Annotated in this window: 22 protein-coding genes; 14 read left to right on the top strand and 8 right to left on the bottom strand. The window is 51.7% G+C overall.

Translation table 11 applies throughout. The features are described 5' to 3' along the window. Positions 1-131: 131 nt before the first annotated feature. Positions 132-1,949 (bottom strand): glutamine--fructose-6-phosphate transaminase (isomerizing), encoded by a 1,818-nt coding sequence (gene glmS, locus MTHE_RS08795; RefSeq protein WP_011696824.1) that lies wholly within the window; start codon positions 1,947-1,949, stop codon positions 132-134. Next, a complete protein-coding gene (glmU, locus tag MTHE_RS08790; RefSeq protein WP_268741210.1) occupies positions 1,950-3,134 on the bottom strand; it encodes a bifunctional sugar-1-phosphate nucleotidylyltransferase/acetyltransferase in 1,185 nt (394 codons plus the stop codon). Between the two features lie 85 nt (positions 3,135-3,219). Here glmU and MTHE_RS08785 point away from each other — a divergent pair, with 85 nt between their 5' ends. Genes MTHE_RS08785 through MTHE_RS08770 form a run of 5 tightly spaced genes read left to right on the top strand, consistent with a single transcriptional unit; the run spans position 3,220 to position 7,621 of the window. Further along, positions 3,220-4,341, top strand: coding sequence for a glycosyltransferase (locus MTHE_RS08785; protein WP_011696822.1), 1,122 nt, complete (start codon positions 3,220-3,222; stop codon positions 4,339-4,341). A 52-nt stretch (positions 4,342-4,393) separates the two neighbouring features. Further along, on the top strand, positions 4,394-5,371 hold the full coding sequence (locus MTHE_RS08780; protein WP_011696821.1) for a glycosyltransferase: 978 nt from the start codon (positions 4,394-4,396) through the stop codon (positions 5,369-5,371). A gap of 44 nt (positions 5,372-5,415) precedes the next feature. Then, positions 5,416-6,384, top strand: coding sequence for a glycosyltransferase family 4 protein (locus MTHE_RS08775; RefSeq protein WP_011696820.1), 969 nt, complete (start codon positions 5,416-5,418; stop codon positions 6,382-6,384). 4 nt (positions 6,385-6,388) lie between these two features. Next, positions 6,389-6,511, top strand: coding sequence for a hypothetical protein (locus MTHE_RS09280; RefSeq protein ID WP_268741192.1), 123 nt, complete (start codon positions 6,389-6,391; stop codon positions 6,509-6,511). 18 nt (positions 6,512-6,529) lie between these two features. Beyond that, positions 6,530-7,621, top strand: coding sequence for a glycosyltransferase family 4 protein (locus tag MTHE_RS08770; RefSeq protein WP_175265959.1), 1,092 nt, complete (start codon positions 6,530-6,532; stop codon positions 7,619-7,621). Positions 7,622-7,633: 12 nt separating this feature from the next. On the opposite strand, the gene MTHE_RS08765 is transcribed toward MTHE_RS08770, so the two are convergent. The 3 genes from MTHE_RS08765 to MTHE_RS08755 form a co-directional block, all read right to left on the bottom strand. Then, positions 7,634-8,419, bottom strand: a complete 786-nt coding sequence (locus MTHE_RS08765; protein WP_011696818.1) for a glycosyltransferase family 2 protein — start codon at positions 8,417-8,419, stop codon at positions 7,634-7,636. A 21-nt stretch (positions 8,420-8,440) separates the two neighbouring features. Next, positions 8,441-9,886 (bottom strand): oligosaccharide flippase family protein, encoded by a 1,446-nt coding sequence (locus MTHE_RS08760; RefSeq protein WP_175265958.1) that lies wholly within the window; start codon positions 9,884-9,886, stop codon positions 8,441-8,443. A gap of 472 nt (positions 9,887-10,358) precedes the next feature. After that, a complete protein-coding gene (locus MTHE_RS08755; RefSeq protein WP_175265957.1) occupies positions 10,359-10,505 on the bottom strand; it encodes a hypothetical protein in 147 nt (48 codons plus the stop codon). Positions 10,506-10,629: 124 nt separating this feature from the next. On the opposite strand from MTHE_RS08755, the gene MTHE_RS08750 reads away from it, so the two are divergent. The 4 genes from MTHE_RS08750 to MTHE_RS08735 are packed head-to-tail and all read left to right on the top strand — an operon-like array spanning position 10,630 to position 15,860. Next, a complete protein-coding gene (locus MTHE_RS08750) occupies positions 10,630-12,765 on the top strand; it encodes an ATP-dependent DNA helicase (protein WP_175265956.1) in 2,136 nt (711 codons plus the stop codon). 43 nt (positions 12,766-12,808) lie between these two features. Then, on the top strand, positions 12,809-13,930 hold the full coding sequence (locus MTHE_RS08745; RefSeq protein WP_011696815.1) for a COG1361 S-layer family protein: 1,122 nt from the start codon (positions 12,809-12,811) through the stop codon (positions 13,928-13,930). 29 nt (positions 13,931-13,959) lie between these two features. Next, a complete protein-coding gene (locus tag MTHE_RS08740) occupies positions 13,960-14,820 on the top strand; it encodes an ABC transporter ATP-binding protein (RefSeq protein ID WP_011696814.1) in 861 nt (286 codons plus the stop codon). Further along, positions 14,817-15,860, top strand: coding sequence for an ABC transporter permease (locus MTHE_RS08735; RefSeq protein WP_011696813.1), 1,044 nt, complete (start codon positions 14,817-14,819; stop codon positions 15,858-15,860). The genes MTHE_RS08740 and MTHE_RS08735 overlap by 4 nt, the downstream gene beginning before the upstream one ends. A gap of 212 nt (positions 15,861-16,072) precedes the next feature. Here MTHE_RS08735 and MTHE_RS08730 read toward each other — a convergent pair whose 3' ends face one another. Next, positions 16,073-16,522 (bottom strand): hypothetical protein, encoded by a 450-nt coding sequence (locus MTHE_RS08730; protein ID WP_011696812.1) that lies wholly within the window; start codon positions 16,520-16,522, stop codon positions 16,073-16,075. A gap of 1,018 nt (positions 16,523-17,540) precedes the next feature. Beyond that, complete coding sequence (locus tag MTHE_RS09275; protein WP_268741191.1) at positions 17,541-17,675, bottom strand: hypothetical protein; 135 nt, start codon at positions 17,673-17,675, stop codon at positions 17,541-17,543. 147 nt (positions 17,676-17,822) lie between these two features. Between MTHE_RS09275 and MTHE_RS08725 the strand changes: the two genes are divergently transcribed. The 4 genes from MTHE_RS08725 to MTHE_RS08710 all read left to right on the top strand — a co-directional run bounded on the left by MTHE_RS08725 (position 17,823) and on the right by MTHE_RS08710 (position 20,784). Further along, positions 17,823-18,347, top strand: coding sequence for a tRNA (cytidine(56)-2'-O)-methyltransferase (locus MTHE_RS08725; protein ID WP_011696811.1), 525 nt, complete (start codon positions 17,823-17,825; stop codon positions 18,345-18,347). A gap of 114 nt (positions 18,348-18,461) precedes the next feature. After that, complete coding sequence (locus MTHE_RS08720) at positions 18,462-19,529, top strand: ATP-grasp domain-containing protein (RefSeq protein ID WP_011696810.1); 1,068 nt, start codon at positions 18,462-18,464, stop codon at positions 19,527-19,529. 307 nt (positions 19,530-19,836) lie between these two features. Next, positions 19,837-20,370, top strand: a complete 534-nt coding sequence (locus MTHE_RS08715) for an FmdE family protein (protein WP_175265955.1) — start codon at positions 19,837-19,839, stop codon at positions 20,368-20,370. Positions 20,371-20,538: 168 nt separating this feature from the next. After that, entirely contained in the window at positions 20,539-20,784 is a 246-nt protein-coding gene (locus MTHE_RS08710; RefSeq protein WP_011696808.1) for a hypothetical protein, read from the top strand. A 299-nt stretch (positions 20,785-21,083) separates the two neighbouring features. Here the strand turns inward: MTHE_RS08710 and MTHE_RS08705 are convergent, their stop codons facing one another. Further along, positions 21,084-22,271 carry an HD domain-containing protein gene (locus MTHE_RS08705; RefSeq protein ID WP_011696807.1) on the bottom strand — a complete coding sequence of 396 codons (1,188 nt, stop codon included), beginning with the start codon at positions 22,269-22,271 and terminating at the stop codon, positions 21,084-21,086. 50 nt (positions 22,272-22,321) lie between these two features. On the opposite strand from MTHE_RS08705, the gene MTHE_RS08700 reads away from it, so the two are divergent. Continuing rightward, positions 22,322-22,882: a hypothetical protein gene (locus MTHE_RS08700; RefSeq protein ID WP_175265954.1), complete on the top strand. Its 561-nt coding sequence runs from the start codon at positions 22,322-22,324 to the stop codon at positions 22,880-22,882. The last annotated feature ends 5 nt before the right edge of the window (positions 22,883-22,887 follow it).

Here is a 22,887-nt window from a genome sequence, read left to right as displayed (position 1 = left end):
CTTTGGAATACAGCATATTCTAATATTAGCATATTAGACACACCCTGGTAATAAAATGATTGTGGAGGTCGGTGCCGAGAGCATACTCCAACCCTGCATACGCTGGCGGTTCAGGCTGAGCCGGCTGCTTTTCACTCCACCGTAACGCTCTTCGCCAGGTTTCTGGGCTTGTCGATATCCCTTCCAAGGATCTGTGCGGTGTAATACGCGAGGAGCTGTGCCCCCACGGTGCAGAGGACCGCGGAGAATACGGGAAGTGTATTGGGGAGTTCGACGACCGTGTCGGTTATCTCTGCTGCCTCCCGGTCGCCCTCCGCCGCGAACGCTATCACCTCTCCGCCACGTGCCCTGACCTCCTTCATGTTGGAGTATATCTTCTCCCCGCAGGTCGCAAACGCCACGACAGGGGTGCCTTCGGTGATCAGTGCAAGAGGCCCGTGCTTCAGCTCGCCCGCAGGGTATCCCTCCGCTGGTATGTACGCGATCTCCTTCATCTTCAGGGCGCCCTCGAGAGCTATCGGATAGAGGATATCCCTGCCTATGAAGAAGTATATGTCCGCGCCAGAGAACCTCTGAGCTATCTCTCTTATCTGATCCCTCCTCTCAAGAACGGCCTGTATGAGCCCTGGCAGGCGCGAGAGCTCTCCGAGAAGCCTCCTCCCCTGCTCCGGAAGCAGATGGTTTCTGGCCCGGCCGAGCCTGATGCCCAGAAGGAACAGCGCAACGAGCTGCCCGACAAAAGTCTTCGTGGCCGCGACCCCGATCTCAGGGCCGCATCTTGTGTATATCGTGGCATCGACGATCTCTGTTATGGAGCTCCCGACGACATTGGTTATCGCCAGGCTCTTGACGCCACATGTCTTCGCCTTCTTGAGCGCCATGAGCGTGTCCGCGGTCTCTCCTGACTGAGATATCGCCACAAGGAGCGTTCCCGGCCGGAGCTGCATGTGCTGGAACTCAGACGCGACCTCAACATCGACGGGCAGGCCAGCAGTGCGCGGGAAGAAGTAGCGTGCCAGAAGGCCTGCGTGGTATGATGTGCCGCACGCCAGTATCGATACCCTCTGGAGCGTCTGTATCTCCCACTGGTTAAGTCCGAGGTCGAGCCTGACATCTCCTTCCATCTCTGAGATCCTGCCGGCAAGCGTCTCCTGAACCGCCCTTGGCTGCTCGTGGATCTCCTTGAGCATGAAGTGAGGGTAGCCGCCGCGCTCCGCAGCATCCGCATCCCATGTGATGCGCTCAACCGCTGGCTCACGCACCGCTCCCGAGATATCCATTATCTCGATCTTATCCCTGTGAACTACCGCTATCTCCCCATCCCTGAGCCTTATTACGTCGCGCGTGTACGGCAGTAACGCAGGGACATCAGAGGCGATGTAGTTCGAGGATCCGCCGATCCCTATCACCAGCGGGCTGTCCTTTCTCGCGCATACGAGGTACGGAATACCAGAGGCCATGACAACTATTGCGTAGGATCCTCTGACATCCTTCAGGGCTCTCGAGACGGATACAGCAAGATCCCCATTCGTCTCGCCGCTGTAGTGGTAATTGATGAGGTGTGCGAGAACCTCGCTGTCTGTCTCCGATGTGAAGACATAGCCTTTATCCCTGAGCTGCTCCCTGAGCTCGAGATAGTTCTCGATAATTCCATTATGCACAACCGCTATGCTTCCAGAGGTGTGCGGATGCGCGTTCTCATCGCTGGGCCGCCCATGCGTGGCCCAGCGGGTGTGCCCTATCCCTATCGATCCCTCCGGCTCTCCTCTGGATCTGTAGATGATCTCTAGATCCGAGATTCTGCCTGCAGCCTTCAAAACCTCCATGCTGCCATTGGAGGCTAGCGCTATCCCTGCGGAGTCGTAGCCCCTGTACTCGAGCCTCTTCAGCGTGTCGAGGAGTACTGGGCCGGCCTTTTCGGCGCCTATGTACGCAACAATCCCGCACATCTAAACCACCCTGCTCCCCCGCTCCACGCTGCCGCGGATCGTGACACCGGATCCGATTTTAGCAGAGGATCCCACGACGCTGCACGGCATCATCAGAACCCTGCTTCCCGCCACCACAGAATCGCCCATCACAGCACCAAACTCAGCTCTGTAGAACTCTCCCTCGACCTCTGCCAGTGAGCTGCCTGCTTCTATCAAACACATATCTCCGAGGCAGCAGTCCTCTCCGATGACTGAGTCTGATATGACAGACATCGATCCTATCCTTGAGCCTCTCATCAGGATGCTGTTCCTGATCTCTGTGAACGAACCCACACGTACCGAGTCCCCGATGGTCGTTGAGGGGAGGATCGTGACATTCGGGCCTATGTCGCATCCCTCTCCTATGAGCACAGGCCCTATTATGTATGAGCCGGATCTGATCAGGCTGCCCTCCCCGAGCGAGACCTGCCCACGGATTACCACGCCATCCTCGATCTCCCCATGAATCTCGCTCTTCATCAAGCCGGCTGCGATGCTGTTCGCAGCGAGCAGATCCCATGCGAAGGCCGCATCGCCCCAGATGGCCTTCGTCACGACTGTCCTGATCTTCACCCCTCTCTCCATCATCTGGCAGAGGGTCTGGGTGATATCATATCCTCCACGCTCTGATATCGGCGTCCTCGGTATCTCCTCGAAGATATCGGGCATCATCTTGTACGCACCTGTGTTCACGATGCCCGCACAGGCCCTCCCAGGCTTCTCATGGATCTGCTTTACCACATCCCCATCAACCACAAGAACTCCATAATCTCCAGCATGCTCCCTGAGCGCGCCGAGGATGACGTAATCGCCATCCGCGCTTAAAAGATCCCCGACCGCTCTGCTGTCCAGGATGTTGTCGCCATTCACGACCAGAAACTGATCATCGATGTGCTCCTGGGCCCTGCGGAGCGCGTGTGCTGTGCCAAGACGCTCCTCCTGGAAGACGTATGTTATGCGGGCGCCGAACTTCACGCCATCCTCGAAGTAGTCCATCACCCGCTCCTTCTGATACCCGACGACAGCCACGATCTCATCTATCCCGTTGTCCACAAGGGCTCGGACGACATGCTCCATGAACGGCATGTTCGCCAGTGGCAGCATGACCTTCGGCCTGGTCTGGGTCAGGGGCCTGCACCTGTGCCCCTCTCCGGCAGCAAGTATGACAGCCTTCAGATTCTCACGCCCTGAACAGAGACCAGATATGCAGCTAGTTTATATATTTTAATGATTCTCCTCAGAATCGCCAATGAAGATACTGGTCATACCGACAACTGACTGGATAAGACATCCGTTTCCGAACAGGTTGAACTTCATATTCGATATAATAGCGGAGAGGCATGAGGTGCAGGTTTTGCACTTCGAGCTCTCGAAGTTCAGAGATAACAGCCCGAGATGGACGAGATGCTCTCTTTTGAAGGCAGGATCGTCCAAAGCTGAGGATCCGTCTGTCTACTACATCACAAGCGCTTTATCCCATCTCCGCGTGATCCGCGATGCTGCCAGGGACTCTGATGTGATTCTATCAGCGAACATCCTCCCGTCCTTCATGGCGAACCTCACAGATACGCCCGTGGTCTTCGACTATCTCGACCATCTGGAGGAATCCGCATCCATATACTACCCGGGCTCGCTCTTCGGCAGGGCTGTCAAGCTCGGCGTCAGGGCGATCACCAGGTACAACCTCAGGCACGCCAGGGCTGTGATAACCGTGACCCAGGAGCTCAAAGAGTACCTCAGAAACATCGGCGTTCGTGATGTGGAGATCATTCCGAACGGCGTGGACACGAGCCTTCTGAAACCTATTGATGCTGGAGAGGCAAAGATCGCTCTCGGTCTTGAGGGGGATGTGATCGGTTACGTCGGATCGCTGGAGTACTGGGTCGATCTCGAGACCGTTGTGAGCGCTCTGCCAGATCTCGATGTCACACTCCTCGTTGTGGGCCCGAGCCTGTTCACGGATTACGGCGAGCGCATAAAGGATATGGCTGAGCGGCTCGGCGTTGGAGAGAGGGTGATCTTCACGGGAGCTGTGCCGTACGCGGAGCTCGGCAGGTACATATCTGCGATGGACATAGGCCTCAACCCCCTGAGAATGATGAAGAAGAACGAGTATGCTGCTGGAGGGAAGATCTTCAACTACCTCGCATGCGGCAGGCCTGTTCTCACCACAAGAATGCTCTCGCTCGAGCGGCTTCTCGGGGACAGCCTGTACTACTATGATGACAGGGAGAGCTTCATATCGCAGGTGAAGCGTATCCTGGAGAGCCCGCAGGATCAGAGAAGATACAGGGAGATCGCTGAGAGGTATGACTGGCGCGCTCTGGCAGCCAGGTACGAGAGCGTTCTGAGGAGGGCTGCAGAAGATTGATGATGGAGGATGAAGCGCAACCAAAGTTGCTCGATGTTGGAGATGGGTGCAGATGAAGGTGCTGCTTCTCGCGAACCAGCCGGAGAAGACGACGAGGCTCAGGCTCTTTGAGGCGACGCTGAAGGAGCTGGGGTACGAGACGATCGTGCCGAGGTTTGATACAGTCAACTGGATCTCCATCGCAAGGAAGGCCAGGGGGATCGTTCTTAAGGAGAGGCCTGATATCGTTCATCTCTTCAACGTTCCTGATGTGATTTACCACTGGATTCCCTCTCTTAGAGGATCGGGATACAGACGCCTGATATACGATTACAGATCTCCATGGGGCGTGGAGACGCAGCTGCGCTTCGGCTCCATCGCAAAGAGTGCATGCGAGCGCTTCGAGCGGCAGCTGGCTGAGGCGGCTGATGTGATAACCACTGTGAACACACCCTTGAAGGAGAAGGCGATGTCGTATGCTCCAGGGAAGGAGATTCGCGTGATTCCAAATTACCCGCAGAGGAGCTTCGCGGAGCCTGGAGACGATATCGAGCCGGAGAACGTGGTGATCTTCGTCGGAAGAGTGTGCGAGCAGGAGGGCATCGATTCTCTTTTAAGAGTCGCGCGGGATCTCCCGGATCAGGAGTTCTGGATCGTTGGAGGCGGGCCGTTCGCGTGGTGGTATCTCCGGAGAAAAACAGAAAATGTTAAAGCGCTCGGCTGGCAGCCTCACAGCAGGGTCGCAGCGCTTGTCAGAAGAGCCAGAATCTGCATAATCCCGAGAAGGGAGAACGCGCTTACGCCGTACTCCACAGACAAGAGCATATGGAAGCTGAACGAGTACCTGAACCTGGGCAGGCAGGTTGTCGCCTCCGGAATCACCCTGGAGGAGAGGAGGAAGAACCTGTGGGTTGTGAGGAGCACAGAGCTGAGAAGAGCAGTGGAGGAGAGCATGGAGAGGGAGCCTGAGAAAATGAAAGAGAGCGACTACAGGTTCTGGGAGGAGAATACGGAGCGGGTGAAAGAGGTGTACGAGAGGGTGTGGGGATGAAGGCAGGCATCTGACAGCTATTCGTGATCTAAAAGGCGTCATCTATGAGAGTAGCATTCGTATATTACGATTATTCATCATTTGTCGAGCAGGATTATGAGATCCTCTCCAGGCATTTCGATGTGGAGAGGGTGCAGTACAGTAAGCCGGGCGATATCTTTGAGATGGCGTCTTCCATATCGCGCTCTGATATTGTATTCAGCTGGTTTGCCGCTGGCCATTCTTTTCTGAGTGTAATGCTTTCCAGGATATTTGGGAAAAGGTCTGTGGTGGTGGCGGGTGGCTACGATGTTGCATTCCTTCCTGATATTGGATATGGTCAGTATACGCAGGGATGGATTAAACGGAAATACACAGATCTGGCATTGGAGAATGCTGATGCGGTTCTGGCGGTTTCGCAATTCACCAGAGAGGAAGTCCTCAAAAGGACGAAACCAAGACGTTTAGAGGTCGTCTACAACGGCGTAGATACAGAGAAGTTCCATCCGAAGGGAGAAAAAGATGATCTGGTACTTACAGTCGCCTCAGGTTCAACAAATGTCATCAAGCTGAAGGGATTGGATACCTTTGTTGAGGCTGCATATTTGCTTCCGAATGTTAAATTTTTGATAATTGGAGTTCGTGGAGATGTATTAAATATTCTGAGATCAAAAAGCCCTGAGAACGTGAAGATCTTAGGACGTGTTTCACGGGATGAGCTCGTGGAATGCTATCAAAGAGCAAAGGTGTACTGTCAGCTCTCCTATGTCGAGTCGTTTGGTATGGCTCTTGCAGAGGCGATGGCATGCGGATGTGTTCCCGTGGTCACAGATCGAGGGGCGCTTCCTGAGGTTGTGGGGGATACAGGTTTCTATGTTCCATATGGCGATGAAAAGGCAACGGCTGAAGCGATACGGATGGCAATGGTCTCTGAGAAATCCCCCAGAGATCGGATTGAGAGGAGTTTCAGGATTGATCAAAGGGAACGCAGACTAGTCACGCTGTTAAAGGAACTGCCGGAGAAGGGGCGGTGATCATATGGATAGAATCGATTATATAATACCAACATGGAACTCCGGAGCTACTCTGGAGCTCGCGATAAAATCAATAAAAATATACGGAGATCATAAACAAATAGTAATGATAAATCGACTTGCATAGCAATTTGAGATGGGCACTATGAGAGTTCTTATAACTACTACTTATTGGAAAGGATGCGCGGGCGGAATACGAAGCTATGTGGAAGGCTTAGTGGAGGAGCTCAAGAAAAGAGACATCGATGTAAAAGTTGCATTTAAGGAGGGACAGGATCCAGAGAATTATAAAATCAAAAATCGAAACTTTATTCTCACTAAGTTATTATCAGCATTTTACTTATTATTGAAATTTAAGCCAAATGTAATCCACTCGCATGGCGGATTATACTATTATCTTCTGGCAGGATATTTTTATAAAAAACTTTTTAGATGTAAGCTGATCTATACATTTCATACAGAACCCGAAAAAGATAATAAATTGCCGGTTTTAAAAAGAATCGCTCTTCAGAAGCTTTTAGAAAAATGTGACTATGTTACATTTGTTTCAAAAAAGCTAGAAACCACTGTTGGGGACGTATGGGGTCTAAAGTTCAAGAACACAGTAATAACTTACGCAGGTATAGATGTAAGAGATGCATCAGAGGAAGAGATAGCTACATTTAATAGCAAATTTGACATCAAGAATCAATATCCTATTCTTCTGGCGCTCGGCCTGACTGCATTAAAATATAAAGCAGATGGCCTTAAGTATCTAATAAAATCTCTTAAAAAAATTAAATGCGTATACCCAAACGCTATTCTTTTAGTCACACGTGAAGGCAAATATACTGCCGAGCTAAGGGAATTTGCAAAAAAAGAAGGTCTTGAACACGCTGTTATATTCACAGGTGATGTGGATAATCCGTATGTTCCATTGTTGCTAAGTGATATTTATACTCATATCTCATTGGGGGAAGGGTTGCCAATAGCATTATTAGAGGCAATGTCCATGGGAAAACCGATAATAGCTACTCCAGTGGGAGGAATACCAGAAGCTATAGAGGACGGGAAAAATGGCCTTCTTGTGGAACCAGATGAAGCTAAGATTGCCGAAAAAGTGATTTGCCTGCTTAGAAATAAAGAGATAGCGGAAGAGATTGGTCTAAACGCTAAAAAAACTGCAAGAGATCGGTTTTCGTGGAGCGCTGCAGTTAATAATATATTAAAGTTATATTCAAAAGATTTTCATAATTAAAATGCATTTATATTATTTATTTTTACTACGATTGAGTTCATAATATTTTTTATACATAATGTATCCCAAAAAGTAATTCAGCCTAATGCGCCAATTTTCCATGTAGCTAGCATTTGGATTGTGCATGGGGATGCCAACAACTGCTCCACCAATTATCCGGCGAACATTTACCAATTTGAATCCATCACGAATACGTAAGCCCGCGCCGTACCACCTCATTCGAATATACTCCGATATGCCAGTAAGATCATGGTGATGCTGCATTAAAAATGGAAATATGTACCATTTAAGTCCTTTTTTAAAAATACACTGCCCATAAGCGAAATCTTCATCGCTGGAATATTTCGTCATTTCAGGGCAGTCTAATATAAGCGACCTGTATGTGATAATGCAGCCGAACACACCATTTCTTCCATATAAAACCAAAGGCGAATCTTTAATAATAGGTCCTTCACAATATGCACCAAAAACCCCAACATCTTTGTATCTCTCTCGGCCGCTCCAAGCATGCCTCAAAAGCTCTCTCCAGCCATCGGTTAGTTCGACATCAGAATCAACAAATCCAATCAATTCTGTCTCTGCGGCTTTAGCGCCTTCGATCCTTGCGGTTCCTAAATTCGATTCGGATGTCAGTATTTTGCAACCATATCGACGAGCTATCTCAAGTGTGTTATCTTCGGAGTTCCTATCAACGATTATTATATTATTAGGATTACCATATTTTTTAATGGATTCTAGCGTAATACCTAAAGTAGTTCCTGAATTCCATGTAGGTACGATATAGTCAATTGGCTTCAATTCGTAACCTCCATTGACACGCTAAAGATTGAGCAAGGATTTAATAAACCTAATTTCTTCTTTATTGATCCCTCTAAGCAACCATATCGCTTGCAAATATATAATTATCGATACTGCAATGATTCTTAAAATCTCGATGAATCCTGAGGGAGGCCAGAGAATTAGTGGAATGGACATCACAAGCGAAGCAACGAAACTTTTTAACATAAATTCGTAATCAAATTTGATTTGGATAAACATATTTGCAAAGTAATTGGTAGCTATGAATATAAAAAAGAATGTGAAAAAAGTTGCTACAGCAGCACCAACCACACCAGCCATACTAACAAGAAGCAATGTAAGTGTCAAGTTTATTATCGCTGCTATTAAAGAGATCTTCATAGATATTGCAGTTTTCTTAGCAATATATATCGCGTTGGATAATATACTGGCAATACCTACGAGAACCATGCTGAGTGCAATAAAAGGCGTAATTAGATAGCTGTGCTCTGCAATATCGGGGGTCGATAACATAAACAGCATCGGTTTTGATAAAAGTGTCAAACCAAATACAGATGGTATGGCTAGGGCAAGGAAGTATTTAATTGTGAAGCCCAGTAGTTTCTCAACTGATTTAATATCTCCACAGTCATAATATCTGTACAGTGTTATAGGTAACACTGTACCAATCGGACTTATAAATACTGTAATTAGGCTACCCAGCAGATAACCAGGGTTATAATAACCCACCCATACAGTGCCTAAAAGCATGCCTATTATATACCGATCGCTGGAATTGACGATCCAATCAAATAGATACGAGGAAAAAAGAGGTATTCCAAAGGACACATATTCTAGGAGATGTAAAAAGCTTGGTATACGAAAACCAATTTGTTGTAGTAACATGGTGAGCATAAACACAAAACCAATCAGTTTCGCGATACCCAATCCGAGAACAGCACCATAGACGCCATAACCCAATTTGACAAAACAGTACGCCAGCACGATCGTGATATATACCACAGCTACGCTGAATATCGCGTATAGCTTCATTCTCTGCGTAGCCCTGTAATAGCTGAACAGAAGCCCATTCATCGCCTCCACAAAAACGATCACCGACAGCGCCCTTGTCACCGCCACATTCCCGTTGAAGAGGGCTCTGGCAATGGGCTCAGCGAGGCAGAAGATGAGAAGCATCGCGGATATGCCGGTCAGCATCACCACTGCGAGTATCGAGTAGAAGCACTCCTGAATCTCCTCCCTGCTGCTCGCCGCGGCCATGAATCTGACCATGGAGGCAGAGAGCCCCAGGCAGATTACGACTGAGGCGAGGCTGATCGTGACATTAACCTGCGCCCAGACGCCGTAATCCTCGACCGGCAGGCTCTTTGTCAGAATTGGAAGGAGAAATATGCCGCTGAGGTTCACCAGCACATTCGCGAGGCCTATCAGACCTATCCGCTGCGCGAGAAGCCTGTATTCGCTCATGCTCTGCAGATCTTCCATTGATTATGTGATGTGAAGCGACGATGGTTGTCTGCTGTGGATCTCAAAACCAGAATATAATCATGATTATGGAAATCTCCTGTACAGAATCGCTCATACGCTTCTCTTCCCGCACTCCTCCTGGAGACGCACCCAACTCTGGCATACATTCCTTCCTCAGATCGAGCTGCTCAGTTATTACCCTTCCTATCAGCTTGCATCTGCATAACGGAGCAATAATATATATTGTGTAATTTGATATTGATAATGATGTGATTTATCCTATATAATATGCCGTAAATAACCGGACAGCAGCGGGAGAGACAATCCTGCAGCTGGTTCGAAGCAGCCACAAAAATCGCAGAAAACCCGGATCCCTGAAGCCCTTGACAGGCTGGTAGACAAACCCCCTCATCCACGGGATGAGAACTCAAAGAAACAATCAGCCCCTACCCTCGAGGGGTAGGGCTCTGCTTCACACGCATGTATCCAGAAGACCCTTCTTCTTGCCGCCACGCTTCTCGCCAGGCTTGACGGGCTCAACCTTGGCAGCCTCTTCCTCCTTCTCCTCTTCCTTCTTCTCGTGATGGGTCATTTTTCCACCAATTATCATCATTCTCATCAATATTTATTAAGCTTTCCAATACGGTGCTCCTTGGGGCGTGTGCGGCCATTCCCGATCTCGAGCATGCGCAGCAGAATCATGCAGCCAAGCTTTTATCTCCAAGAAGATTCACAGTGAGGCTGTGTATCTCGACTACATCCCCTATCCATCGCTGCGCCCACACCAGGATGAGATGCTCGACGCCGTCTACGATGTCGTCTCCACAGGCGGCCATGGGGTTCTGATGATAGATGCGCCCACAGGCTCAGGAAAGACGAGCTGCATATCAGCGGCACTTGCAGCCGCGCCAGGAAAGATCGTGGTTGCGGTCAGAACCGTGAGCCAGATAGGAGTGTATCTGGATGAGATAAACAGGATCTGGTCTAACACCAGGCACAGGCCCACAGTCTCATACCTCATAGGAAAGCAGAAGGCATGCCTGCTCGCATCTGAGATCTGGGGGGAGAGCATCTACTACGCGTGCATGAGGCTGAGAGAAGGCTCGAAGAACTACATGGCCTCCAGGCTGGAGAGAGGGCATAACGATATCTACGATCCGTCCAGGGACGAGATACCGGATGAGCCTCCCGGAGAGAGGACCGTCTGTCCCCATTACCTGAGGAGCAAAGAGGCCTTCGAGATCAACGGGAAGGTCTACTTCAGGTCCTCATCAGCAGCTGTGGATGCTGCAGAGAGGATGAGCAGGAGGATAGTGCCTGTCGATGCCCTTGAGAAGATCTGCGGAGGTGTCTGCCCGTATGAGGTTATGTCGCTGCACGCGAAGAGCAGTGATGTCATCATTTTGAATTACCATCACCTCTTCAGCCCGGATTTTCAGGACGCTATAATCCAGTGGCTCGGCCTTGAGGCAGACCGCATGACAGTGATCGTTGACGAGGCCCACAACCTTGGCGACTCTGTCAGGGAGATGAACACCAGGGTGCTCACGCCCAGGATCTTGGAGCTTGCGGAGCGGGAGATAAACAGGTTCGAGAAGGCGCTGGGCCAGGCGAAACTCGGTGAGGAGCATCACGACTGGCGCAGGGAGGGGCTCAGTACAGCCAGGCTGCTAATACCAAGAATCAGGAGATTCATAGCCGCGAAGGAGGCCAGATCGAAGGACGGGGAGATGCTTCTCGACGGCGAGCTCTTCAGGCAGTATGTGTACGATGGGATCGACGATATAGACCTCGCTCTCTCATATCTGAGCGATGTGGCTGTTGCGATCGCGGAGATGAAGCTTGCAGAGAGCGATCATGAAACCCTCTACGGGGACATACAGCCCAGCCTCGCCACGATGGTCATGTTCCTGAGAGAGGTTGAGGAGGCCGAGCACGATTCATCGTACCAGAGAAAGATCGTGACAGCATCATCAGGGGAGAGGAGATGGACTCGCCTGGAGGTGACGAAGATCGATCCCGCTCCCGTGATAAGAAGAGTCGTCGATAACGTCAATGCAACCCTGATGCTCAGCGGCACCCTCTCGCCTATTGATGCATACGAGCTGTACTGCCTCGGCGAGCAGGGCAGAGCCAGAAAGATTTCCCTCCCAAACCCATTCCCTCAGAGCAACCGTTTGATCATAGCAGCGGAGAGAGCGACGACACAGCTCAGCGCGAGGGAGAACCCGGATAACAGGAACCTGATATCCGGCTACATAAGCGCCCTGATAGAGGAGGTGCCGGGGAATGTAGCGGTATTCTTCACATCATACCCCATGATGGCATCGTACAGGGATGCGTGTGCCAGATTCGCGCGCGGCGCTGGCAAAAAAGTCTTCACAGAGCCGCGATCTGCAGAGGATGTCCCTCAGATCCTTGAGGAGTTCTTCAGGGCTGGCAGGAGCGCGGGAGCTGTGCTGCTCGGGGTCTCAGGAGGAAAGCTCGCTGAGGGCATAGACTACAAGGGCGAGGCCCTCAATGGGGTGGCTGTTGTCGGTCTTCCACTTTCGGTCTTCGATGAGATCCAGAAGGAGGTCATCTCTTATTACACTCATAAGTACGGCAAGAAACGGGGTACGCTGATAGCGTATACCCTCCCTGCGATCAACCGCGGGCTCCAGGCAGCCGGGAGGGTCATAAGGGCGGAGAGCGAGAGGGGAGTCATACTCCTCTGCGACAGCAGGTTTGCGTCCATGGGTCTGGGAGGCGTCAGGATGTATCTCCCAGAGTGGGTTCAGAGGGAGATGGTGCTGGCAGATCCTGAGAGGTGCAGGCTTCTGATAAGAGATAAGCTGAGGGAATGGGGGGAGTTTTCTGCGAGATCTGAGAACATCTGAGCGATCGCGAATCGGGTGCTGCGCCCTGGGTATCGGTTTTCAGATGCCATCCCTCGGTCTGTCACTCCCCTCTCGCTGGATCTTCAGGCGCCAGGCAGCAACTGCATCGGACCATCCCGGATTGCTGTTTCCGGTCTGCATCATCTGTGTTCTGCTCACATGCTCTTCAATCTCCATCGCCCTTGAGATAGGCGCTCCGGTGCCCCCGGAGATGTTCGGGGATGACTACTACAAAGTCTACGGCACGCCCGATCTCACAGTCTCACTGGAACGATCCTCAGTGTATCAAGGAGAGATAACATCCATTTTTCTGACCCTGACCAACCGCGGAAGGGTCACCGCCATAAAGGTCAACAGCGAGCCTGCGCCGGACAGGAGGGATGAGATACTGGCAGCGCAGCGGGAGCTTGAGCTTGAGAGACAGAGGACCACCGCCCAGGATGTCTCTGTGGAGCTGGTCGTTGAGAACAAGAGCGCAATAGATGTCAAACGCGCTGTTGCATTCCCCGGAAACCTTCGCGAGGGTCAGACCTCAGCGCCGCTTGAGTTCCCGATTGAGGTTTACAAAAACACACATCCAGGGATGTACAGGATGTATGCGCTGATCAACTGCACGTATCAAAGAGATGTCGCTGTTAAGAGCGACGAGGATCATCCAGATACGCCGGATGTCTATTACTGGTACGAGAGAATCAGCCAGGTGGTGCCGCTGGAGCTCAGGGTTGAGCGAAAGAGCGATGTGGAGTTCGAAGTTCTGGGAGTGAATCCGGAGAGGCTTCCTGCCGGCTCCAGCGATAACGTGGTGAGGATTTCCGTAAAGAACGTGGGCACAGATACAGCCAGGGATCTGGTCGCCAGGCTGAAACCCGAGAGCGGGATCTACGTGAGCGTGGATGAGTCGCCAGTGCCCCGCCTGGAGCCAGGTGAGAGCGCAGAGTTCGTCTACAAGCTGGACGTCTCGAAGGATGCTGTTCCGGGAAAAGTGTATCTGCTCAGGGTAACCTTCGAGTTCTCCGACACGTACAGGGACAACCTGAGCGACTCTGAGAATGTCTACATCATGATCGATCAGCAGAGACCTACCTCGCTCTGGGCTGGTGCGCTTCTGATCGCTGCCATTGCATCGATCATTTTCATCATCAGAAAGAGGAGGGGTGGCGCATAGATGCTGTAGATGCCCGAGATCTTGTCAAGATGTTTCGAGGTCTGAGAGCCCTTGATGGCCTGACAGTCAGAATACCGCGTGGTGCGACGTACTGCCTGCTCGGCCCGAATGGCTCCGGCAAGACCACGTTCATACGCGCAATTGTGGGACTTATTCGCCTCGATGGCGGTGATCTGCATGTCCTTGGGGAGCATGTCTCTAGCGTCAGGTCTCTTTATCCCAGAATCGGCTACATGACGCAGCACCGCGCGCTCTACCCGGATCTGACGGTGCAGGAGAACATGGAGTTCTTCGCCGGCCTCTACGGCATTGACGGGCAGAGGAGAAAGAGAAGGATCGCAGAGCTTCTTGAGATGGTAGAGCTCTCCGATCATAGGGATCGACTGGCAGGGGCGCTGAGCGGCGGGATGTACCAGCGTCTCTCTCTCGCATGTACGCTCATACACGAGCCAGAGTTATTGTTGCTCGATGAGCCGACCGTCGGGGTGGATCCGGCGCTCCGTCAGAGCTTCTGGATGTACTTCGATCAGCTTGCATCTGAGGGAAAGACTGTGATCATCTCCACCCATCTGATGGACGAAGCGGAGAAATGCAGGATTGTGGGCTACATGCGCTCAGGGAGAATGGCCGCGGAGGGCAGCCCTGATGAGATCATGCAGCTTGCTGGTCTGAAGCCGCATCTTGAGCTCCTGCTCGAAGATCCGGAGCGCGATGCATCCCTCCTGAGATCTGAGGGATACGAGGTGGAGGTATCAGGAGGGGTGGTGAGGATCAGGATCGACAAACATGCGCAGATAAAGGAGATCCTTGAGATCATCTCGCCCCTTGATATGAGGCTCAGGGAGCCGAGCCTGGAGGAGGCGTTTCTCACTCTCTCTGGAGTGGCATGAATATAAGGCGTGTTTGCGTGGTCGCGCTCCGAGTGGTGCGCCAGCTCAAGAGGGACAGGCGAACTATAGGCCTGATCACCTTCGCGCCCATAGTTCTGATGATGCTATTCGGCTACGCCCTCTCAGGAGAGATGAGTGGGATCCAGCTTGGGATAGTGGATCTGGGAGGGCATCCTGCGCTCAGATCGCATCTGGAGGGCATGAAGGATTTCACAATACTTTATCTGGGATCGGAGTCTGATGCTGAGAGGCTCGTCTCTGAAGGAAGACTCAACGGCGCAGTGGTGATATCTCCCGCTGAGATACAACTGCTACTGGATGCCACCAGCCCACAGATAGCTAACGCAGTAAGAAGCGCTGTTCTTGCAGGGGCCAGGAGTGAGGTTCCACAAATTAACGCACCAATCGTCGAGAGATACGTGTACGGATATGATATGGAGATGACTGACACGATCGGGCCGGCCATACTCGGCCTGGTGGTGTTCTTCTTCACATTCATCAATGCAGCCGTGGCGTTCGTAAGAGAGCGATCCCAGGGGACGCTGGAGAAGTTCATGGTATCTCCGCTGAGCAGCATGGAGATCGTCTCCGGATACATCCTGGGATTCTCGCTATTCACGCTCCTTCAATCAACAACCACGCTGCTTGTGGTGATCTTCGTCTTCGGCGTCCCACTGAAGGGCAGCCCGATGCTGCTGCTCTCGATCGTCATACTTCTGGGCGCGGGGGCGCTGGCGCTTGGAACGTTCTTCTCGAACTTCGCCAGGAGTGAGTTCCAGGTGGTCCAGTTCATTCCGATGGTCGTGATACCCCAGATCATACTTTCGGGCGTTTGGTGGCCGATTCAGTCGATACCGGATTTCGTCAGGCCGGTATCGTATATCCTGCCATTGACATACGCCACCAATGCGCTGAGGGCGGTCATGCTGAAGGGCAGCACTCTGGGAGATGTTATATATCCTGACATCACGGCACTTGTAGTTTTCTTCGCTCTGTCATTTGCAGCTGCCATCCTTGTTATGCACAGAGAGGTGGCATGAGAGATGTTATCGAGAGGACTGGGTTACCACAGAGGACCACAAATGAATGACATGGAGAGATAAATCCATGTGTCGAGTCGTTTCGGGAGGAATTAACAGAATATCAAAGGCTCTCCTCATTCTGCCTTCAGCACGCCTTTTCATCGCATGCGCCGTGTATGATAAAAGACATGCCTGGGCTTCACATGCTTCACACTAGACTGGGCGTCATACTAGAGCTTCGTCTCGGATCGATTCTCTCTGCTGCATGGAACGCTCTCCAGAGATGTTGGAGAGACAAGGCGGTACTCTCTGTTGTTTCTGTTTCCCCTCCTCTGGAGAATACCATCATTATGCATCCTGGAGAGATAGGTCGAGACCGTGCTCAGCTTGATGTCATCACGGACAGTCTCATACCTCTCTCTGAGCTGCTGGGACGTAAACCACTGATCGCGGAACTCATATTTTATAAACTCGGCAAGGCTGTCCATAAGCGTCTTTGGCTGCTGATCTCCAACTATATGCTGAGCGCTCTCTGAGATCGTACCTGGAATGTTGAGAAAATCCACAATCTTGTCCGCTATCATCTCACGTAATGCTGCAGGATCCATACATCTCTTATCGAACTCAAAAGACATGCTGGCCTTGAGACCATCATCATCTATCTCTATTGCGATCCTCACAGGCAGACCTCACATGTGAATCTGGAGTGCATGTATCTGACGGGGCTTGTCCCTGCTACATGCACCTCGGCAATTCACAGCATGATACGCACTAACATGTATATTATACTTCGCTGCATTCTCAAGATCGACTGGTATTGTGAACAGCTTGATATGGCCTCTCATCTGGACCAAGCCCCTTTGCAACTCAATATTTCAAATATACATACGAAGTATTCTACCTTATTTCAGATACTGATCTCAGATACCTGAAGTACTTCACGGATGCCATCAACATTCGGAATAAATGCTGCAGTGCATACTGCAGCACGAGGTCGCTTTCCTGCTGTCTGCCCCCTTCAAAGCAGACATTCATTGCTACTCCCTTCCGCGTATAAAGCAGACCTTCAGGATCCCTTCTTCCCGAAAGTTCAGTCTACAATAATTAACCCTGCACCTCCTCAGGCTTGCTACCCCGTTTATGCCCTGTGATGGCATTCAGAACGAATGCAATCACGCGCATGGGCTGTATTTTAGTCCCTTCTTAACACACAAACATCATGGCTCGATGGTATATAAAGTTTACGAGAGTGCTAATCTGTATATGCTTGATAAAAACAGTTTTAAACGGGTATTTTTTGTATTAATGGCCCTAAAATTCCTGTTAGTAGTCATAATAGTATTCACAAACTCAATCCCATGTAGATTCATCCATTCACTCCCAGCGTGATGTGAATCGACAGCTGTGAAATCCATGTACTTTCGCGAACATTCACCCCACGAAGGGTTCGCGACAGATATGTGGATTCACTCGAATGGATGTTAAATGCTGCAGCTTGCCCAAAGCGCAGCCCCTACACTGAGAAATGTCTATAAAAATAGTTTTTTCCAGTTTTTCTGCCCCTGGCACAGCTCTTACACACGCCACGCTCAGGGACGAAGCAATCAATACAGAAGAGACCGCCGCAAAGCTGGCATGTGTAGAGCTTCGCAGCCCTGCCGCATCCGGCACATATTCCAAAGATCTCCATATCCCATATCACGACGCCTGATCAGGGGTGTAATACTCCTCAACAAGCCACTCGCTGATCTCCCTGAGATACCTGCGCCTCCGTTCGTCCTCGAGAATGGCCAGGTAGATCTCGGGCAAATCCTCATCAAGATCTTCGTACATCTTTTGTTTACTTGTCTGAAACACCATTTAAAGCTGTCGAGCGCATGGAAACCGTCGCTAATCCGGTATCAGTGCACAAGTGAATGCTCCGAAGAAGGGCTTTGCCATACCCCAATCTCTATAAACCCCATCCTAGGATGTGAGATCATGCGAATCACCGTCCTCCGTCTGGGCCACCGCCCCGAGAGGGACAAGAGGATCACGACACACGTGGGGCTGGTGGCGAGGGCGTTCGGCGCCGATGAGATCCTCATAGAGGGAAGAGATGAGAGCGTTGTTGAGAGCCTCAGAGACGTTGTGAACCGGTGGGGAGGATCATTCAGTGTCACAGATGGCATCGCCTGGAGGGACGAGTTGAGAAGGTTCAGGGATTCCGGCGGGAAGATAGTGCACCTGACGATGTACGGCAGAAGGATCGATGAGGTGATCGGAGAGATAAGATCCTGTGAAAGAATAATGGTCGTGGTCGGCGCTGAGAAGGTTCCGCCTGATGTTTACGACATCGCGGACTGGAATGTGGCGGTGGGAAACCAGCCGCACTCCGAGGTCGCAGCTCTCGCGGTATTCCTGGATCGTCTCTTCATGGGAGAGGAGCTGGAGAAAGACTTTGGAGGTAGGCTGAAGGTAATACCGGCTGCCAGGGGGAAGGTTGTTCTAGACAGAGGGTTGTGAAGATCCTGAACGGGTGGTCGTTAATTCTGGTCTTCACTTCCAGTTTGCGTTACGGAATGCTGAGGCTTCCGCCTAATTGCCCAACGATGTGAAGAATGAGACGGTGAGGATAAAATGCGCATCCTGGTGATCGGTCAGAGCGTTCGGAACATCGCGATCTCCGCGTTCAGGGCAGGCCACTCTGTGGCCGCTGCAGACTGCTACTGCGATCTCGATCTCGTTGAGGTGGTGGAGGTCCACAGGCTCCGCATTGAGGATCTCTTCAATGCTGACAAGATAAATGCGATCGTCGAGAGCGTCGACCCTGATGCAGTGGTCTTAGGGCCGGGTGTTGAGACAGTACGCATAAACGGCTACAGCGTGATGAACAACAGCCCTGACCGAATTCTCAGGGTCTCGGACAAGCTTTGGCTATCCAGATGGCTGGAGGAGAGGGAGTATCCACACGCCACCACCTGGGAGAGTGATCCGCCGTGCGATCGGAAGATGATACTGAAGCCTAGGATCGGCGCTGGCGGTTATGGATGCCGGATCTTTGAAGGCGGAGCAGTCCCCCCTGGACACATCGTCCAGGAGTTCGTTGAGGGGGTTCCTGCAAGCGCGTCTGTGATATGCGACGGCTCGGATGCCAGAACTATCGCGGTCAACGAACAGCTCTCTGGAATGCGATGGCTGAACGCGGATGGATTCAGGTACTGCGGGAACATAACGCCGCTCGATGCAGATGCTGATGTGAGAGAGCGCATCGCACACATCGCAGAGGAGATCGTCGCAGGGCTCGGGCTCGTCGGCTCGAACGGCGTCGACTTCATTCTTGCACGAAATAAACCCGTGGTCATCGAGGTGAACCCGCGCTTCCAGGGCAGCCTTGACACTGTGGAGCTCTCGACGGGGATATCTGTCTTCCAGGCACACCTCGACGCCTTCGATGGGCGTTTACCTGCGGCGAGGAGGGCGAGGTACTTCGCAGGCAGGGCGATCCTTTACTCCAGCGAGCGCATCCGAATAGATTCAGACCTCAGGAGGCTTGTCTTGGGCATCATGGACGTCCCGGCCCCCGGATCGGTGATCGAGATGGGAGATCCTGTGCTATCAATCATCTCAGCCGGCTCAGGGAGGAGGGGTGTTGTGGAGTCACTGAGGGCGAAAAGGAGCGCACTCGGCCAGATCCTTCGGCTTTAACATATACAAAAATCGCTCATGTGTGGGTAGCAACTTGTAGGACATGCGATGTGGTTGGTGATGGCCTCATTCATTCACCACGAACGCATAGCATGACCACTGCTCCTTCGGGCAAGTCATTAAATTGACAAGAGCGACAAAAATTTTATCTCTGTATGTTCGCAGCCTCCTCGTGATGAGTTTGGCATGTCGATTTCCATTCTGGCGATGTGAGCCCACTGCTTTTCCCCCGCCGAATCAAACAGGCTCGTTCAGCCCTGAAGGGCGATCGCTAGATTGAAGTCATGGTTGCGATCACATGCCAATCATGGAAGATGATTTAAAAAGAGCAATCGAGTTTCACGGCCATATGTGCCCGGGTTTGGCGATCGGCTACAGGGTGGCGAAATACGTGATGAACCACTACCGCAGATCCGAGGACGAGGAGCTTGTTGCGGTGGTCGAGAACAACTCGTGCAGTGTCGATGCGATACAAGAGATGCTCGGATGCACCTTCGGCAAGGGCAACCTGATATTCGTCGACAATGGCAAGCAGGTCTTCACATTCTATCATAGAGGAGATGGAAACGCGATCAGGATCTACTTCAGAGACGATATCCTGCAGGAGATATTCAGAGATGGCAGAGGAGAGGAGGCCAGATCGAAGGCCACAGAGGCGATACTGAGTGCCCCTGATGAGGTGATTCTTTCCGTAAGAAATGTGAATATTCCAGAGCCGCCGAGGGCGAGGATATACCCGTCGATAAAATGCCAGGAGTGCGGCGAGAGCTTCATGGAGATCAGGGGCAAGGTTGTGAACGGTAAGATCGTCTGCGAGGAGTGCTTCTCCAGGCTGGCATGATAGAGAGCAGCAGGGTACAAACTCCAATCTTCGGGAGAGTAGGTCACGGTTTGTGGTTTGGGCCTGCAGCTCTCTCGAGGACAGCTCTGTCACCACCATTACGTCACGAGATCTGCAGCTCGTCAGCTACATATACTATATTTCGAAAGCATGGGCGAAGGTGAATACATGGCAAAGCAATCGAAGGATGAGGGCCTGGAAAGCATAAAGGAGAGCCTGGAGGAGATCGCTTCTCTACTCGCGGAGATCTCGGATGAGATGGCCGAGCTCAACGCCTTACTGAAGTTCATAGGGATACCGCTGATCACAGACATGCTTGTGAAGTACAGGCCGGAGATCAGGGAGGCGATGGAGCCGCTCATCGCTGAGCTCGCAGAGAGCATGAAGAGCATGATGTCTGAGGAAGAGGAGTGATAGCAATCCTGCCTTAACCTCAGCTACCATCTCTGTTGTTTGCTTACGTAATTGACATGCACAGAACTCATGTTGCCATGATGCCAATGGTTACTGGTTTCTAGGGTGATTTGAAAAATCATGCCCGCAACCCACTTTTATCTGGACATCGTGGCCAAAAGATCATCGGATGTTTGATATGTGTTTCGTGAAGCGGTCCACGCGTGGAGGTTCCAACCAGGCCGACAATCAACGATCATCGGACGTTTGATATGCGTTTCGTGAAGGCAATGTGTTCCTGCATCATGTCGATCTAGAATTCACAGCGAGTCCAGTGTGTGCTGTCTGGGGGGCTTTCTCACCCCAAGACAGCGCTCCGCTGCCCTTGCAACCCTTTCTCTGTGCTCCGGCAGCGTGTAAACGCCGAGCCGCCATGTCGCCCTGTGCGCGTCCTCAAGTATTCTTGCCACAGGAGAGACCTCGCGCAGCTGCATGACCTCAGTGTTGATCATCACGGGGAAGCTCCCCTCCGGGACCTCAGGGGCCGGCGGGCTGTCCACAAGGACATATCTCTGATCGACGCCGGAATCTGACGATATCTCCTCAGCGAGCATCCTTTCACTTCCAGGCTTTGGAATGAACTCCAGCGATTCAGCGCCAACATACAGCGCCCTCTTGAAAAGCCTCCTGGTCTTGATCCGTTCTGCGATCTCAGAGGCGTATCCTCCCGCGGATCCCATGGCTCCGAAGAGCTCAAAGTCGTCCATTCTCAGGATCGATGATGGATCGAATCCGAGATCATCGATCATGTATCTCAGTGCACCTGCAACCATGCACTCAGAGATTCTGCAGACGTGATGCTGATAGACTGTGGGCTGCATGAGAAGTCTTGAGAGCAGAAGGGACTCTGCAGCATGAACTCCGCCAGAGTCGATCATGAGTCTACCTGAAGAGAGATGCATCCTCTCGATCAGCCTGAGGTGATCGAACACACCATACGCAACGCCTGTGTAGTGCGCATCTCTTATCAGATAATCCATCCTGTCCACATCTATCTCGCCCGAGACTATCTTTCCGAGCTCTGTTCTGCCCTTTATCAACTTCTGAATCTCCTCAGGTGTTATTCCGTAATGCTCCAAACGCGTGCGGATATCCTCTGATCTGAGAAGATCCAGGATGCTCTCGTGCCTGCGGCGGAGGTATTTGGACAGCATAGGCTCTGTCACATGTGATAAAGGACCGTGGCCTATGTCATGAAGAAGCGCAGCGGCTCTTATCCTCATCGCATCATCATCGCTGAGCCCGAGCCGGTCGCTTAGGATGACTGCAAGATGATATGAGCCCAGGCTGTGCTCGAACCTGGAGTGGGATGCCCCTGGATACACCAGAGACGCAAGGCCGAGCTGCCTGATCCAGCGGAGCCTCTGAAACTGCGGGGTGTCCAGCAGCGATAGACACAGACCATCTATCTTCACATATCCATGAACAGGATCCCTGATCTCCACCATGTGCTCATCAATGGAGCAGCATATAAATAATGGCATCTCATCATCATGTGATGAATGTGAAGATATGCGCTGCCCTGATTGCAGCGATCCTGATCTTATCCGTCCCTGTCCATGCAGCGGAAATCACCGGGCTCTGGGACTTCAGGTACGATGTCGCCTGGTCGACGACATCTGAGATGCTCGGGAGCACGATCATCTCCATCATTCAGAACGGGAGCGTCATAACAGGAGATGCATACATCGAGGAGCCGGAGCAGATGGAGGGGAGGATCACAGGCACCTATGCTCCAGAGGGATTCCAGATCTCAGCGACAATGTACAGGAGGTATATTCTCATAATCTCCCTCAGAGGCAGCAGCCAGGATTCCGGGCTGCTCAGAGGTAGCTTCGTCGCAGCGTCATCCGATGGCAGGGCATGGAGGGGGAGCTTCATAGCCACTCTCACAAACCCGGATCCCCGGTTCCTAGGAAACGTAACATCTGTTGGAGAGAAAAATGAGGTTGCGACCGAATCGAAAGCTGCGCCAACCACGACCACGCCAGCAAAAAGCAGGTTCTTCGATATACATTACTCGAGGGATGAGACCATCTATCCAAGACCGGTGATGTGATCTCA

It is taken from the genome of Methanothrix thermoacetophila PT (genome assembly GCF_000014945.1).
In the GTDB taxonomy this organism is placed as follows: domain Archaea; phylum Halobacteriota; class Methanosarcinia; order Methanotrichales; family Methanotrichaceae; genus Methanothrix_B; species Methanothrix_B thermoacetophila.
This window is presented reverse-complemented; position numbering and strand designations above follow the sequence as displayed.